Origin of the sequence: Corynebacterium sp. MSK004, from assembly GCF_030232515.1 — a bacterium.
Lineage (GTDB): Bacteria > Actinomycetota > Actinomycetes > Mycobacteriales > Mycobacteriaceae > Corynebacterium > Corynebacterium hesseae.
In genome coordinates this window covers 1-13914 of the sequence record NZ_JASPKB010000003.1, presented here as the reverse complement: position 1 = coordinate 13914, position 13914 = coordinate 1, and the positions used below count along the sequence as shown (strand labels likewise).

General features: G+C 60.0%; 14 protein-coding genes and 1 rRNA gene. 10 read left to right on the top strand and 5 right to left on the bottom strand.

The features are described 5' to 3' along the window. Positions 1-122 precede the first annotated feature (122 nt). The 4 genes from rpsF to dnaB all read left to right on the top strand — a co-directional run bounded on the left by rpsF (position 123) and on the right by dnaB (position 3630). Positions 123-413: a 30S ribosomal protein S6 gene (gene rpsF, locus QP999_RS04175; protein WP_180952128.1), complete on the top strand. Its 291-nt coding sequence runs from the start codon at positions 123-125 to the stop codon at positions 411-413. Positions 414-464: 51 nt separating this feature from the next. After that, entirely contained in the window at positions 465-1055 is a 591-nt protein-coding gene (locus QP999_RS04170; protein ID WP_010187897.1) for a single-stranded DNA-binding protein, read from the top strand. 46 nt (positions 1056-1101) lie between these two features. Next, a complete protein-coding gene (gene rplI / locus QP999_RS04165) occupies positions 1102-1554 on the top strand; it encodes a 50S ribosomal protein L9 (protein WP_070524218.1) in 453 nt (150 codons plus the stop codon). A gap of 651 nt (positions 1555-2205) precedes the next feature. Next, a complete protein-coding gene (gene dnaB / locus QP999_RS04160) occupies positions 2206-3630 on the top strand; it encodes a replicative DNA helicase (protein WP_010187892.1) in 1425 nt (474 codons plus the stop codon). Position 3631: 1 nt separating this feature from the next. Here dnaB and QP999_RS04155 read toward each other — a convergent pair whose 3' ends face one another. From QP999_RS04155 to QP999_RS04140, 4 genes are read right to left on the bottom strand one after another with little or no spacing between them, the layout of a single operon-like run. Beyond that, positions 3632-4096, bottom strand: coding sequence for a VanZ family protein (locus QP999_RS04155; RefSeq protein WP_284847842.1), 465 nt, complete (start codon positions 4094-4096; stop codon positions 3632-3634). A gap of 28 nt (positions 4097-4124) precedes the next feature. Next, positions 4125-5459 carry an MFS transporter gene (locus QP999_RS04150; protein WP_070524220.1) on the bottom strand — a complete coding sequence of 445 codons (1335 nt, stop codon included), beginning with the start codon at positions 5457-5459 and terminating at the stop codon, positions 4125-4127. 5 nt (positions 5460-5464) lie between these two features. Beyond that, complete coding sequence (locus QP999_RS04145) at positions 5465-7642, bottom strand: heavy metal translocating P-type ATPase (RefSeq protein WP_284847741.1); 2178 nt, start codon at positions 7640-7642, stop codon at positions 5465-5467. 5 nt (positions 7643-7647) lie between these two features. Beyond that, the gene (locus QP999_RS04140) at positions 7648-7848 is read right to left on the bottom strand and encodes a heavy-metal-associated domain-containing protein (protein ID WP_070563962.1); all 201 of its coding nucleotides are present in this window, start codon (positions 7846-7848) and stop codon (positions 7648-7650) included. A 147-nt stretch (positions 7849-7995) separates the two neighbouring features. On the opposite strand from QP999_RS04140, the gene trxA reads away from it, so the two are divergent. Both trxA and QP999_RS04130 read left to right on the top strand, forming a co-directional pair. Then, on the top strand, positions 7996-8358 hold the full coding sequence (gene trxA / locus QP999_RS04135) for a thioredoxin (protein WP_070524226.1): 363 nt from the start codon (positions 7996-7998) through the stop codon (positions 8356-8358). Between the two features lie 153 nt (positions 8359-8511). Further along, the gene (locus QP999_RS04130; RefSeq protein ID WP_070533741.1) at positions 8512-9306 is read left to right on the top strand and encodes a PspA/IM30 family protein; all 795 of its coding nucleotides are present in this window, start codon (positions 8512-8514) and stop codon (positions 9304-9306) included. 113 nt (positions 9307-9419) lie between these two features. Here the strand turns inward: QP999_RS04130 and QP999_RS04125 are convergent, their stop codons facing one another. Next, positions 9420-10658, bottom strand: a complete 1239-nt coding sequence (locus QP999_RS04125) for an NYN domain-containing protein (protein WP_070684645.1) — start codon at positions 10656-10658, stop codon at positions 9420-9422. Between the two features lie 226 nt (positions 10659-10884). Here QP999_RS04125 and QP999_RS04120 point away from each other — a divergent pair, with 226 nt between their 5' ends. The 4 genes from QP999_RS04120 to QP999_RS04105 all read left to right on the top strand — a co-directional run. Then, positions 10885-11259 carry a GntR family transcriptional regulator gene (locus QP999_RS04120; protein WP_010187877.1) on the top strand — a complete coding sequence of 125 codons (375 nt, stop codon included), beginning with the start codon at positions 10885-10887 and terminating at the stop codon, positions 11257-11259. Beyond that, positions 11256-12056, top strand: coding sequence for an ATP-binding cassette domain-containing protein (locus QP999_RS04115; RefSeq protein WP_070561788.1), 801 nt, complete (start codon positions 11256-11258; stop codon positions 12054-12056). The genes QP999_RS04120 and QP999_RS04115 overlap by 4 nt, the downstream gene beginning before the upstream one ends. After that, positions 12056-13042 carry a hypothetical protein gene (locus QP999_RS04110; RefSeq protein ID WP_070561786.1) on the top strand — a complete coding sequence of 329 codons (987 nt, stop codon included), beginning with the start codon at positions 12056-12058 and terminating at the stop codon, positions 13040-13042. The genes QP999_RS04115 and QP999_RS04110 overlap by 1 nt, the downstream gene beginning before the upstream one ends. A gap of 594 nt (positions 13043-13636) precedes the next feature. Next, positions 13637-13914 (top strand): 16S ribosomal RNA (locus QP999_RS04105); the annotation flags it as partial.

Here is a 13914-nt window from a genome sequence, read left to right as displayed (position 1 = left end):
CCTTTTCCGCCGGTCAGTGCGGTACTGTGTGAGGGTTGCTTGACGCAACAGACCCTCCTGCCATATCCGCAAAGGTGATATGGCCGATACCAATTACTAGACCATAGGAGGTGATGAGGTCCGTGCGTCACTACGAAGTCATGATCATTCTGGATCCCAATCAGGATGAGCGCACCGTAACCCCGTCCCTAGACAAGTTCCTCGAAGCAATCCGCAAGGATGGCGGCAAAGTCGAAAAGGTTGACGTGTGGGGCAAGCGCCGTCTTGCATACCCGATCAACAAGAAGGAAGAGGGCATCTACGCAGTCGTGGATCTGGAGTGCGAATCCCACTCCGTTCTCGAGCTCGATCGCCGTCTGAACCTGAACGACTCCATTCTGCGTACCAAGGTTCTGCGCACCGACAGCAAATAGCGGATACTGGGTTTCGAGCAATCCACGTAACCGATATTAAGGAGTAAAGACATGGCTCAGGGAGATACCAATATCACGGTCGTTGGCAACATTGTCGCCGACCCGGAACTGCGCTTCACCCCGGCGGGTGCCGCAGTGGCAAATTTCCGTGTTGCCTCCACCCCGCGTCGCTATAATCAGCAGACTTCCCAGTGGGAGGATGGCGAGGCCATGTTCCTCACCTGCAACGTGTGGCGCCAAGCCGCAGAAAACGTTGCGGAGACCCTGACCAAGGGCATGCGCGTTATTGTTACTGGCCGTTTGCGTCAGCGCTCTTACCAGACTCGTGAGGGCGAGAACCGTACTGTCTTTGAGATCGAGGTCGATGAGGTCGGCCCGTCCCTGCGTTATGCAACCGCTCAGGTAAACCGCAAGTCCGGCAACGGTGGCGGAAACTATGGCGGCGGCCAGCAGCAGGGTGGTGCTAACTACGGCGGCGGCAACCAAGGCGGTTTCTCCGGAAACCAGGGTGGTTTCTCTGGAAACCAGTCCCAGTCTTCTGCCCCGCAGCAGTCCCAGCAGTCGGCTCCGAGCAACGATCCGTGGAATTCGGCACCCCAAGCGGGAAGCTTCGGTGGTGCGGATGCAGAACCCCCGTTCTAAGACTGTCACGCAAGTATTCATTTAACTCAATTGAAAGGCAGGGATCATGAAGCTGATCCTCACCGCTGCCGTTGAGAACCTCGGCGCCCCCGGCGAAATTGTAGAGGTTAAGGACGGCTACGGACGTAACTACCTGCTTCCGCGCGGCCTGGCAATCGTTGCCACCCGCGGTGCTGAGAAGCAGATCGAGGGCATCAAGCGTGCCCAGGAAGCTCGCGCAATCCGCGACCTGGACCATGCACGCGAGATCCGTACCCAGCTGGAGGAGCTCAAGGACGTCAATGTCCCCGTGAAGACCTCCGAGTCCGGCAAGCTCTTCGGCTCCGTGTCCGCAGAGGACATCGTGAAGGCCGTTGCCGCCGCTGGCGGCCCGAAGCTGGACAAGCGCATCGTTGTGCTTCCCAAGGGCCTGGTCAAGAAGACCGGCAACTACCAAGTCGAGCTGAAGCTGCACGCTGACGTTATCGGCAAGGTGAACTTCTCGGTCGTCGCTGCCTAAGAACTAAGGCGCACGACGGTCACCCTCCGTCCAGCCGCGTGTGAGGCGCGGCGATGGTACGCAGGTAAGTGACCCACAGACAACAGCAAGGTTTAAGGCCGTGCTCCTCCCACTATGTGAGGTGGTGGAAGGTGCACGGCCTTGAGCCGTTTTCTAGGCATGTGGGATGGCGGATCGTCCCCAAGCAGGGCAAGCAGGGCATGTGGATAACTCGCGGAACTTGTGGATAAACCTGTGTGCAGTTTACAGTGAGTTTACTCACGCCGCCTTTTGTTAACCCGCAGGTAGCGCCGATTTCGGGTTGAAGGCCCTACTTTTTCACGGGTTTTGTGCGTATATTCACACCTTGAAAAACATGCTCTGACCTGCGGTAATTATCTTCGCTGGTCACGGGCTTGCAGAGTTATCCACAGGCTTGACCTCGCGCTTTGCGGAGCCTTCGTCCGCTGAGCTGGTAATTCCACAGGGATCTGTGGATAACTGTGGCAGTTATACCCAAGGGGCAGTGTCCATTGCCTCGGCTACACTGTTGTGTACTACGCGCGGTTGCCGCTTGGCACTGCCTTAAAGCCTGGCCGTCCGGAGCGGATAGAAGCTGAGATTTTCAGGGGCGGTCAGGGTGGGATCGATGAACGGTGGGATTGATGGACAATGACTAATGCCAGTTTTGATGACGATCAGGTTCCACCGCCGCCCGAACCGGTAGAGGAGGAACCCCGCCGCTCCTACCGTCAGGAGGAGCCGAAGCGTTACGGCGAATTCCGCCAGCCACCCGCGGACCGGGAAGCAGAGCAAGGCGTTCTTGGCGCTATGCTCCTGAGCCCGAACACGGTGATGGAGGTCATTGAAGAGCTGGAGCCGGAGGACTTCTACTATCCTGCGCACACGCTCATTTATCAGGCCATGATTGACCTCTATGCCGCGGGCACCGATATTGATGCGGTGATTGTGGCAGCTCGGCTCGATCGCTACAACAACCTCGAGCGGGTCGGCGGCGCGCCCTATCTGCACACCCTGCTGGCCACGGTGCCGACTGCCGCCAACGCTCGCTACTACGCGGAGATCGTGGCGGAAAAGGCGGTGCTGCGCAAGCTGGTCGACGCCGGAACCAGAGTTGTCCAGCTCGGCTTCCAAGGTTCCGAGGACATGGAGATCGAATCGGTTCTGGACCGCGCCCAGCAGGAAGTCTTCGCGGTGGCACAGAAGAAGACCACCGAGGACTACCGGGCACTGAGCGATCTTATCGATCCCACTATCGACGAACTCGCCGCCCTGCAGCAAAACGGTGTGGAATCGGGCGTGCCCACCGGGTTCATCGACTTGGATAACCTGACCAATGGCTTGCGCGCCGGCCAGATGATTATCGTCGCCGCCCGCCCCGGCGTGGGCAAGTCAACGCTCGCCATGGACTTCATGCGCTCGGCATCTCTGCAGCACAACAAGACCTCCGTGGTGTTTTCCTTGGAGATGTCCGCCTCGGAAATCGTCATGCGCTTGCTGTCGGCGGAGGCGGAAGTGAAGCTGTCGGATATGCGCGGTGGACGCGTATCGACTGAGGACTGGGCAAAGATCGATGACACCCTCAACCGCATCCAGGATGCGCCCCTGTTCATCGATGATTCCCCGAACCTCACCATGATGGAGATTCGCTCGAAAGCCCGCCGCCTCAAGCAGCAGCACGGGCTCGACCTCATTGTGCTGGACTATATGCAGCTGATGTCCTCGGGCAAGAAGGTGGAGTCCCGCCAGCAAGAGGTTTCGGAGTTCTCCCGCCAGCTCAAGCTGCTGGCCAAGGAGCTCGAGGTCCCGCTCATCGCGATTTCCCAGCTAAACCGTGGCCCAGAGTCCCGTACCGATAAGAAGCCACAGCTGGCGGATCTGCGTGAATCCGGCTCGCTCGAGCAGGACGCCGACATGGTTATGCTCCTGTATCGCCCGGACTCACAGGACCGCGATGATCCCCGCGCCGGTGAGGCGGACATCATCTTGGCCAAGCACCGTGGCGGCCCGATCGACACGGTGAAGGTGGCGCACCAGCTGCACTACTCCAAGTTCGTCAACATGGCGCACGGTTAAATCACAGGTCCACCACGGCGTTGGGGTCACCCAACCGTGGGCCGAGAATGACTAAGACTAGGAAGACGGCTGCTGCGGCGAGTGCGAGCCACCGCCACACGGGGAAGAAGCGTTCGCCACACAGCCGGGCGAATGCCGCGCCGATCAGCGCGCCGAGCGTATTGAAGATGAGGTCATCGATATCGGTGCGTCCCAGGGCGAAGGCGTACTGTGCTGTCTCCAGCGCCAGGCTCAGCGCGAAGCCCCACGCGGCCGTGGCCTTGAGTGAACGGCACATGCTGAAGACGAGCATTCCGAAGGGAATGAAGAAAGCGGTATTGCCCGCGTACTCAAAGAGCGGGCCAAACCACGTGCCACCGGAAAATTCATCGAGCGGCACCAAGCGCAGATCGCGGACACGCTGGTTCTCCGGCTTCCAGAGGTAGCCAATCTGAAAGAAGGACTTCAGCGTAGTCAGCGTAACCATGACCGCGACCCACGCGCCAAGGGCGACCCTATTGAGCAAGGGTCTTACCCTTGAATTCTGGCAGGGTCAGCGCCGCGACAGCAGCGGTGCCGAAGGCGGCCGCGAAGAGGACGAAGAGCCAGCCCGTTCCTGCCACCGCGATGAGCGGCGGAACGATGAGCGGCGCCAGGATGGATGCGAGCCTGCCGAAGCCGGCGGCAGCACCCGTACCGCGCCCGCGCAGCGCGGTGGGATAGAGCTCGGGACCGATGGCGTACAAAGCACCCCACGCGCCCAAGTTGAAGAAGGACAGCAAACAACCGGCCAGGATGATCGTGGCCTCAGTGCTGGCAAAGCCATAGAGACCTGCGGAAAGCGCGGAGCCCACGAGGAAGGCAGCCAGCGTGGTGCGGCGCCCCCATACTTCGATGAGCCAGGCCGCGGCGGCGTAGCCGGGCAGCTGGGCCAGGGTGATAATGAGCGTGAAGCTGAAGGACTTCACCAGGGAGAATCCGTCGGCGACCAGCAGCGAAGGAATCCAGATGAAGGCGCCATAGTAGGACAGGTTGACGCAGAACCAGATGGTCCACAACGCGAGAGTGCGCCCGCGCAGGGACGGCGACCAGATGCTGGCGGCGGTGACGTCTTCCTCGGAGTAGGTCGGTGCCGGGGTCGTGCGGTCGATGTCCGTCGAGTCCACCTCTGCCTCAAAGGAGGCGACGATCTCCTCTGCCTCCTCGTGGCGGCCTTTCGACTCTAGGAAGCGCACCGATTCCGGCAGGTGGAGGCGTACGAAAAGTGCATAAAGGGCGGGGACCATGCCGAGCGCGAGCGCCCAGCGCCAGCCGCTTTCCGACGCCCCCACAACAAACGTTCCAACTACCGCGGCCAGGATCCAGCCCACCGCCCAGAAGGCCTCCAGCAAGACCACCATGCGCCCGCGGACCTTGAGTGGGGCGAACTCGGAAATCAACGTGGAGGCCACCGGCAGTTCGGCGCCCAGGCCGAGACCGATGAAGAAGCGCAGGACGATGAGAAGCGTGAGGCCCGTCGCCAGGGCGGAGGCACCCGTGGCGAGGCCATAGACCAACAGGGTCAAGGCAAAGACGTGGCGGCGGCCAAACTTATCGGCCAAGAGGCCTCCGAAGGTAGCGCCCAAGGCCATGCCGATGAAGCCCACGGACGCCAGCCACGAGGATTGGGTCGGCGTGATTCCCCAGTGCACGGCCAGAGCGGCCATGATGAAGGAGATGAGGCCCACGTCCATGGCGTCGAGCGCCCAGCCAATGCCGGAGCCGAAGAGAAGACGTTTGTGTTTGCCGGTGACGGGAAGGCGGTCGAGCCTCTCCGTGCGAGAGATAGAGCGATGATCAAGACGATTCATGCAGGCTAAGCATACTCTGCGGAGTGAAAGCTTTTCAGGCGCAAAGAATTACTGACAACAAAAACCGAACTCAACGCCATGGCTATACCCGCGAAAAGGGGGTTGAGCAGGCCAAAAGCGGCAACAGGTAGAAGAATAATATTATAGGCGAAGGCCCAAAATAGGTTGCCCTTGATGATGCGCAGGGTAGCGCGCGCAAGCCGTACGGCATCGGCCACAGAGCGCAGGTCGTTATTCATCACCGTGATATCAGAGGCCTCGATGGCGACATCAGCCCCAGCACCCATCGCGATGCCGAGGTCCGCCTGTGCGAGTGCCGCGGCGTCGTTCACGCCATCGCCGACCATGGCCACGGTCTTTCCTTGCTGCTGAAGCTGGGCTACAGCGTCCACCTTGTCAGAGGGCATAACCTCTGCTGTCACGTTGGCTTCATCAATGCCTACCGCCCGCGCCACCGCGTGGGCTGCACTGGCATTGTCCCCTGTGAGCAGATGGGGTGTAAGGCCTAGGTTCTGGAGGGCGGAGATGGCGGCGGCTGCGGACTCCTTAACGCGGTCCTGTAGCTCGATGGTCCCCACCACGTCATCCGCCGCGTAGACGCCGACCTGCGTCCCAGTGCCGTCGTAGCCCGCAGGCGGGCGTCCCACCCGCACGCGGGTACCTTCAACGGTTGCTTCGATCCCTTGGCCCGCTAGCTCGTGGTAGTTCTCGGCTGCAGGGGTGTTGCCGTCGTAAGCCGCGCGGATGGCTCGCGCGATGGGGTGCTCGGAGCCCTGCTCCGCGGCGGCAGCAAGACGGAGAACCTCCTGCTCTGAGTGCCCCGCAGTGGCCTGAACCGCCGCTACTGACATCTGGCCTTCGGTGATGGTGCCCGTCTTATCCAGAACGATGGTGTCGATCTGGCGGGTCGATTCGAGGATCTCCGGGCCCTTGATGAGTATTCCCAGTTCGGCGCCGCGCCCGGTGCCCACGAGGATTGCGGTGGGCGTCGCCAAGCCCATGGCGCAAGGGCACGCAATGATGAGGACGGAGACGGCGGCCACGAAGGCCGGGGCAACTCCGCCGACCCACAGGTGAGCCACGAGCGCGAGGATAGCGATGCCGATGACGATGGGAACGAAGACAGCGGCGATGCGGTCGGCGAGGCGCTGCACCGGGGCCTTCGAGGTCTGGGCTGCGGTGACGAGCGCGCCCATCTGAGCAAGGACGGTGTCGGAGCCGACGCGGGTGGCGCGCACCTCAAGCCGCCCGGAGGCGTTGATGGTTGCACCCGTCACCGTGCTGCCGGGTGAAACCTCAACCGGTAATGATTCGCCGGTGAGCAGGGATTCGTCCACGGCGGAGTGGCCGTTGAGGACCACACCATCGGTGGCGATCTTCTCGCCGGGGCGAACCACAAAAATGTCGCCCTCGTGAAGGTCACCGATGGAGATCCGGGTTTCAGTATCGCCGCGCAGCACCGTCGCCTCTTTGGCACCCATAGTCAGCAGCGTGGTGAGCGCCTCGGAGGAGCGGCCCTTTGCTTTGAGCTCAAACCAGCGCCCAAGCAGCAGGAACGTAATGACCATCCCCACTGATTCGAGGTAAATGTGGTCCATCTGCGCGTCATTGGAACGCAGCGTCATATGCATGGTCATGCCGGGCATGCCGGCGTTGCCGAAGAAGAGCGCGTAGAGCGACCAGCCAAAGGCGGCGGTGGTGCCCAACGTGATGAGCGTGTCCATCGTGGCGGCGCCGTGCTTCAGGTTGGCCCACGTGGCGCGGTGGAAGGGCGCGCCTCCGATGACGTAGACGAGCGTTGTGAGTACCAGGCAGGCCCACTGCCAGTTCTGGAATTGGAGGGCCGGGACCATGGAGAGGAGCATCACGGGCAGCGAGAGCGCCGCAGAGACGAGCGTGCGCTGCAGGATGTCGGAAGCCTCACCCTCGCGGGCGGTGTCCGCCGTGCTTGCCGACGCCTCCCCCTCATCGTCCACCGCAAAAGCCCCGTAGCCTGCGCCTTCGACGACGTCGATGAGATCGGCGGGGGTTGTTGTGGCTGGGTCATAGCTCACGGCGGCAGATTCCGTGGCGAAGTTGACCGTGGCTTCGACGTTGTCGAGCTTGTTGAGCTTGCGTTCAACTCGGGATGAGCAGGAGGTGCAGGTCATCCCGGTGATACCGAGGGTGAGGCTGGTGGTCATGATGCTTAGGCCAACTCGTAGCCGGCTTCGGCGATGGCAGCGGCGACCTGGTCATCGCTAAAGCCCTCACCAGTCACGGTGACGGCGCCGGTGGTGTGGTCAGCGGTAACGTCGGTGACGCCCTTGATCTCCGAGATCTCTTCCTTCACGGAGAGTTCGCAGTGGCCGCAGGTCATGCCGTTAACGGTGTAGGTGGTGGTGCTCATGGTCGTGATCAGACTCCTTAAGTAGTGGGTAGATACACCGTTGAGCGTATACCCCCTAGGGGTATAGGCGCAAGGAATAATTGGGCCTTGTGTACCGTTGAGAGTTGAAAGAACCTACAAATTTCCCCGAAACAGATAGGAAGAGACATGGCAACGATTGACATCACTGAAGAGACGTTCCAGGAGACCATCTCCGGCGATGGCATCACCCTCGTGGATGCCTGGGCGGAATGGTGCGGTCCGTGCAAGCGCTTCGGCCCGGTCTTTGAGAAGGCATCCGAGGAGCACCCTGATGCCACCTTTGCCAAGTTGGATACCGAGGCAAACGAGGAGCTGGCTGCGAAGCTGCAAATTAACTCCATCCCGACGTTGATGGTTTTCCGTGACGGCATCTTGGTTTTCCGCGAGTCGGGTGCATTGCCGCCGGCAGCCCTGGAAGATCTCATTAGCCAGGTCAAGGCTCTCGATATGGATGAGGTCCGCGCCCAGGTGGAGAGCCAGCAGGCCTAATAATTCCGGATGTTTCTGAAAAGGCGGTCGAGATGGACCGCTGCGCGCTTTCCTGTGAGTATCGCTACACTCGCAGGAAAGCGTCTTTACATATAAAGCACTAACGAGCGCTGCATTGATTACTGCTGCAGGAACCACTAAGGAGTGAGCGCAATGGCAAACCCATTCAGCAAAGGTTGGAAGTATGTGATGGCTTCTTTCGATCAGAAGATCGATGAGAACGCTGATCCCAAGGTCCAAATCCAGCAGGCCGTGGAAGGTGCAAAGGAACAGCACCGCCAGATTTCCGAGCACGCAGCGGAGATTATTGGCCGCAAAACCCAGCTGGAAATGCAGCTCAACCGCCTAGTGAAAACTCAGAAGGACTACCAGGATCAGACGCGCCGGGCCTTGGAGTTGGCGGACGCTTCCGAGGATCCGCAGAAGGCCGCCGAGTACAACCAGGCAGCGGAGGTTGTGGCGAGCCAGCTGGTTGCCGTAGAAAATGAGCTGGCGAATCTGAAGTCCCAGCACGAGGCTGCCGCGCAAGCGGCGGAGCAGGCAAAGGCCCAGCAACAGCAGTCGGAGGCCCGACTGAAGGAGCAGCTCGCGCAGGTGGACCAGTTGCTGTCCCAAGCCGATCAGGCGGCGATGCAGGAGAAGAACGCTGAGGCTCTGGACTCCATGAATGAGCTCAAGCCGGATGACTCGACGCCTACGATGGATTCGGTACGCGCCAAGATTGAGAAGCGCTACGCTGATGCGCTCGGCGCCCAGGAGCTGCACCAGGCAGCTGGTGGTAGCCGGATTCAGGAGATTTCGGCGGCGGGACACGATATGGCCGCTATGTCCCGCTTGGATGAGATCCGCGCTGAGATGGCCAAGAACAAGGAGCTGGAAGGCTCATCCTCCAAGACCACAGAGGAGCTCGAGGCCGGCGCCGAAGCCAAGGACGCTGAGGATAAGTAGTAGCCAGCGCGAAAAGGGGCCTTCTGGAGCAGGCCGCATTCTGCGGCCAGGGGATTTCACCACCCCGCGCTCCAGAAGGTCCCTTTGTTAAGGTCCCTGTGCGCCTCGACGGTCTAGCTGCCCTGGCGGCGGATATTGATTAGCACGCCGCGGATGCCGGAGTGGAAGCCATCGCGCAGGTTGACGCGCTGGGTTTCGGTGAGCGTGTACTCGTGCAGCGTTTCGCAGGCGAACTGCAGCAGCGGACGGTCGATCTCCGGCGGCAGACCGCCGCCGGAAAGGAGATGGGCTTGGTCGCGCTGATCGGCGCTCGCGGCGTTGTCGAACCACCACGAGGCATATTGCTGCCCCACGTCAAAGGGGGACTGGAAGCCGGCGGAGCTCCACACTTCCTCGGGGAGGGGAACATACTTCGAGCGCAGCTTGCGGCGCGGCGCCATCATCGACGGCTTGGGCGCGGCCGGTTTGGGGGCAGGCTTCGGGGCTTCGGTGCCCGTTTCCTCTTCTGAGTCCGCGGGCTTCTGATCCGCGGCGCTGGGCTTTGTGGTTTGTTCGCCGCAGGGGGCGGGTTCCTCTTCGTCGGCGGGGGCGCTCGGTGCTGCCGACTCTGGGTGCGAGGCGGTGGCAGCCACGTCTTGCGCCGCGGCGGAAGGTGTTGCCGGCCCAGGTTTTGGCGCAGAGGGGAAGGCAGCTTGTGCCTCGGTAGGTTCGTCGCACTCTGGGGCGTCCTCGGTGGCGGAATCGCTAGCGTCTTCGCTTCCTTCTCCGGTGCTCTGGGGCTCGCGGATGGTCGGCGGCAGCGGGCCTTCAAGGACCTCAAGCTCCATCGCATCGGCGAAGTCCTCCCGCGGATCGAGGATCGTGGTGGAGTCGCAGGCATGGCGCAGAGCTGAAGACATGGAGTCCCATCCGAAGCCATAAAGGTGCACGCGCACACCATTGTTGACGGCCTCCTGGACCCCGGGAATCATGTCTGCGTCGCCGGAGACCAAGACGAAATCCGTGACTTGGCCCTTCATAGCGGAAACGATCATATCGGCGACGAGGCGGGTGTCCACGGCTTTCTGGGTTCGCCGTTCGCCCCATTCGATGAGCTGACCGGTGCGCAATTGGACGCCATCGCAGACCCGCAGTGCTCGCTGGTAACGGTGGGGGCCGGTATCGGGGATTCCGTCGTACCAGTATTGGCGGTGGATGGGGTTGCCTACTTGGTTCTCAATCATGGAACCGAGGGAGCTGACTACTTCGGGTAAATCAATCTCTAGCTGGGCGCGGGCCCCCGTCTCCCAAGAGTTATAAAAGCTGGCCAGTAGGTATGACGTGTCAACGAAGACAAGTGTTCGTTCAAGCATGGCTCCTAAATTCCGTTCTATCGTTTCTAACTAATTTTTCTATGATCACTTTCGTGAGGTCTCCAGCTTAAGGCTGGTGTCATCCAGTGTGCCCCATTAGTCACAAAACGTCGATAACCTTGGGGAAATTCCCAGGTAATAAACGTGTTTGCCGCAAGTCTTGCGGAGGTTGCAGGGCAGGTTATATGGTTAGTTACATGAGTAACCAACCAACTAGGGAGACTGCATGGATAACTCCGCGCAGCCACTCTTTCGTCAGATAGCGGTACTCATCGAGGACGCCATCATTGAGGGCACTCTCGCCGAGGGCGCCCAGGCACCGTCCACGAATGAGCTCGCCGCTTTCCACAGCATCAACCCCGCCACTGCCCGCAAGGGCCTGACCCTCCTCGTGGATCTCGGAATCCTCGAAAAACGCCGAGGTATCGGCATGTTCGTCACCTCTGGTGCCGCAGACCTTATCCGGGCGCGGCGTCGCCAAGACTTTGCGGCTGAATACGCCGCACCGCTCATCGACGAAGCCGTGCACCTGGGCTACACCCGCCAGCAACTCCATGACCTCATCGACCTTGTCGCAGAAAGTCGAGGACTCTACTCATGATTTCTACCCCGCACTTCACCTTCGACGACGGCCTCACGCACGGCCTCGTCGGCCCCAACGGCATTGGCAAGACCACCTTGCTGCGCAAGATTGCTGGCCAGCTCGGCGGCTCCGGCATCAAAGTCGACGGCGACAAGCCCTACGACAATGAAAAAGTCCTCAACAAGGTTGTCCTCATGGGCATAGATAACCCACTGCCTGAAGGTTGGAACGTGAAGAAGATCTTCACCGTGGCAAGCCTGCGCTGGCCCACGTGGAGCACAGCGCGCGCTGAGGAGCTGGTCGAGCGCTTCGAGCTTCCAATGAAGAATTACTCGGGCCTTTCCCGCGGGCAGAAGTCCGCAGCGAGCTTCATTGTTGCGGTGGCCTCGGGGGTGCCATACATGCTTCTCGACGAACCCTATCTCGGCCTCGACGCCGCCAAGCGGGAGGTATTCTACGACGTCTTGCGTGAAGAGCACGGCCGCACCATTATCGTCTCCACCCATCACCTTAACGAGCTGTCTGGTTTGCTCGATACCGTGGCGCTGATGGGGGAGAACCCGCTGTCCGGTCCCATCGATGAGTTCATTGAGGGCGTCGTCCAGCTCACTGGCTCTGCCGAAACCCTCGATCGCGCGCTGGGGCGCCTGCAGCTCCCAGTGCTTGAGCGCGAAACCTCAGCCGTAGCAGACCGCGCGCTTGTCGACGCCCGCCCCAACCACACCGCCAACGTCTTTGCCATGGCTCAGAAAATGGGGCTTCGCGCCACCGAGGTATCCCTCGAACAGGCAGTTCTGGCATTGGGGGAGGCGTGATGAAGCTTTATAGGCATATGGCGCTGAGCTGGAACAGCTTCTTCTACGCCTTGTGGATTGTCATCCTTCCGGTGCTGGGAATGGACCGCGGGCAAGGGTGGGCCATCGGGTATTCACTCCTTATGGCGCTCCAGCTCTACCTGGTCCAACCTGACTTCTCGCGCTACCTCACCTTTGGTCTCAGTACGCGCGTCTGGAACGGGCACCGGCGAATCAATGCCTCCCTGGCGCTGCTGCTCATGCTTGTCAGCGCACCCTGGGCTTTCCCGTGGTGGGTCCTCATAGCGCCAACGGCAGCGTGGATATTCTGCATGGCCAAGCGCGTCGAGCCATCGCGCATGACCGCGAGCTCCCTCATCGTAGGCAGCGATGGTGATTCTTCGACGGGCTGGTTCTCAGCGTCCCCGGTTTCGCAAATTGTGGTGCGCCCCCAGGTGCGCGCCTGGATGTGGATGGCGATCGGCATCGCCCTCGCGATCGCGGTGAATCTCGTGTTGATCAAGCTGTGGGATACTGGCGTGGGCATCGTGGGTGTCATTGTTACGTTGATTGTCCTACCGCTAGTGGCTGATTCAATCCGCAGCTCACTCAAAGATGCAGTGGCCTTTGGACTGCCGCGCGGTGTGTGGGCCAAGGTCACTTTGCTGTGCACGGCAATCCCCGTGGTCCTGTCGGTCTTGGCCGATCTTGTATCCATGATGTGGACCGGCAATCCAGCCGGATTCACCATCGTGTGTCTTGCAACGACGTCACTACTTTTAACTTTCGCGATTACCGACAAACTGACGTGGCTCTACACAACTGCGCTAGCGGGAGCAATCGCCGTACTGTTCATAGCGTGGCTTATCAATCCCAGCGTTGCGATGGGGTGGACGCTCACAGGGATGGCAATCATCTACGTCGTGTGGGTTGCCGCGTATCCCCGGATGGCAACAAAGACCAACGTGTTTAGCCCGGGCCTCATGGGCTGGTTTGGGGCACGCTGAGCGCCATCCAATGTCTGCGTTAAAAGGTTGTCTTTGTGCACTTCAAGAAGGGGTAAAAACCTTCATTGAAGTGCACATTTGTGTTTTTTCAAGGCCGTGTGTAACTTTATGTGAGTCAGCGCGACCGACAGCGCCCCACAGGAACTGAGATTCTTGGAGAGAGGCGGTAGGAAAACAGGCCCTGACAACAAATATTTTCTTTACTCGCAGTACTGCGTACCGCCAAAGGCGTTCCGTATGGCTGTGTGGTGACGATGTTTGAGAACTCAATAGTGTGCCAATGTACTTTTTGTGTTGGTTGATTTTATTCATTGTGGCCGTGTTATGCCATATGTATGGCACGGTTGGTGTATGCCGGATGGCGCTTTTCTTTCAAGCGGCGTCATTGTAAATAACATAAGTTGTTTGGGCGTAAATGATTTAAAATCTTCTGACTTTGCCAGCCTCCTGTTTATCCCCGTCGGGTTGGGGGTTGGTTTCGAGATTTTTTCTTTATGTAATTTTTGGATTTGCCAGTTCAGGTGACACTGCTTTTTGTGGTGTTGTTTGTTGTGGTTTGTCTTTTTGTCTAGGTTTGGGCTTTTCACGGCCTTTTTTGTGGAGAGTTTGATCCTGGCTCAGGACGAACGCTGGCGGCGTGCTTAACACATGCAAGTCGAACGGAAAGGCCTCTTGCTTGCAAGGGGTGCTCGAGTGGCGAACGGGTGAGTAACACGTGGGTGATCTGCCTTGCACTCTGGGATAAGCTTGGGAAACTGGGTCTAATACCGGATATGAACTGCCTTTAGTGTGGTGGTTGGAAAGTTTTTTCGGTGCAAGATGAGCTCGCGGCCTATCAGCTTGTTGGTGGGGTAATGGCCTACCAAGGCGTC

Excerpts from the sequence above, each read along its gene's own strand:
- QP999_RS04170 (WP_010187897.1), top strand. The coding sequence starts at position 465 with ATGGCTCAGGGAGATACCAATATCACGGTCGTTGGCAACATTGTCGCC.
- rplI (WP_070524218.1), top strand. The coding sequence starts at position 1,102 with ATGAAGCTGATCCTCACCGCTGCCGTTGAGAACCTCGGCGCCCCCGGC.
- dnaB (WP_010187892.1), top strand. The coding sequence starts at position 2,206 with ATGACTAATGCCAGTTTTGATGACGATCAGGTTCCACCGCCGCCCGAA.
- QP999_RS04155 (WP_284847842.1), bottom strand. The coding sequence starts at position 4,096 with ATGGTTACGCTGACTACGCTGAAGTCCTTCTTTCAGATTGGCTACCTC.
- QP999_RS04150 (WP_070524220.1), bottom strand. The coding sequence starts at position 5,459 with ATGAATCGTCTTGATCATCGCTCTATCTCTCGCACGGAGAGGCTCGAC.
- QP999_RS04145 (WP_284847741.1), bottom strand. The coding sequence starts at position 7,642 with ATGACCACCAGCCTCACCCTCGGTATCACCGGGATGACCTGCACCTCC.
- QP999_RS04140 (WP_070563962.1), bottom strand. The coding sequence starts at position 7,848 with ATGAGCACCACCACCTACACCGTTAACGGCATGACCTGCGGCCACTGC.
- trxA (WP_070524226.1), top strand. The coding sequence starts at position 7,996 with ATGGCAACGATTGACATCACTGAAGAGACGTTCCAGGAGACCATCTCC.
- QP999_RS04130 (WP_070533741.1), top strand. The coding sequence starts at position 8,512 with ATGGCAAACCCATTCAGCAAAGGTTGGAAGTATGTGATGGCTTCTTTC.
- QP999_RS04125 (WP_070684645.1), bottom strand. The coding sequence starts at position 10,658 with ATGCTTGAACGAACACTTGTCTTCGTTGACACGTCATACCTACTGGCC.
- QP999_RS04120 (WP_010187877.1), top strand. The coding sequence starts at position 10,885 with ATGGATAACTCCGCGCAGCCACTCTTTCGTCAGATAGCGGTACTCATC.
- QP999_RS04115 (WP_070561788.1), top strand. The coding sequence starts at position 11,256 with ATGATTTCTACCCCGCACTTCACCTTCGACGACGGCCTCACGCACGGC.
- QP999_RS04110 (WP_070561786.1), top strand. The coding sequence starts at position 12,056 with ATGAAGCTTTATAGGCATATGGCGCTGAGCTGGAACAGCTTCTTCTAC.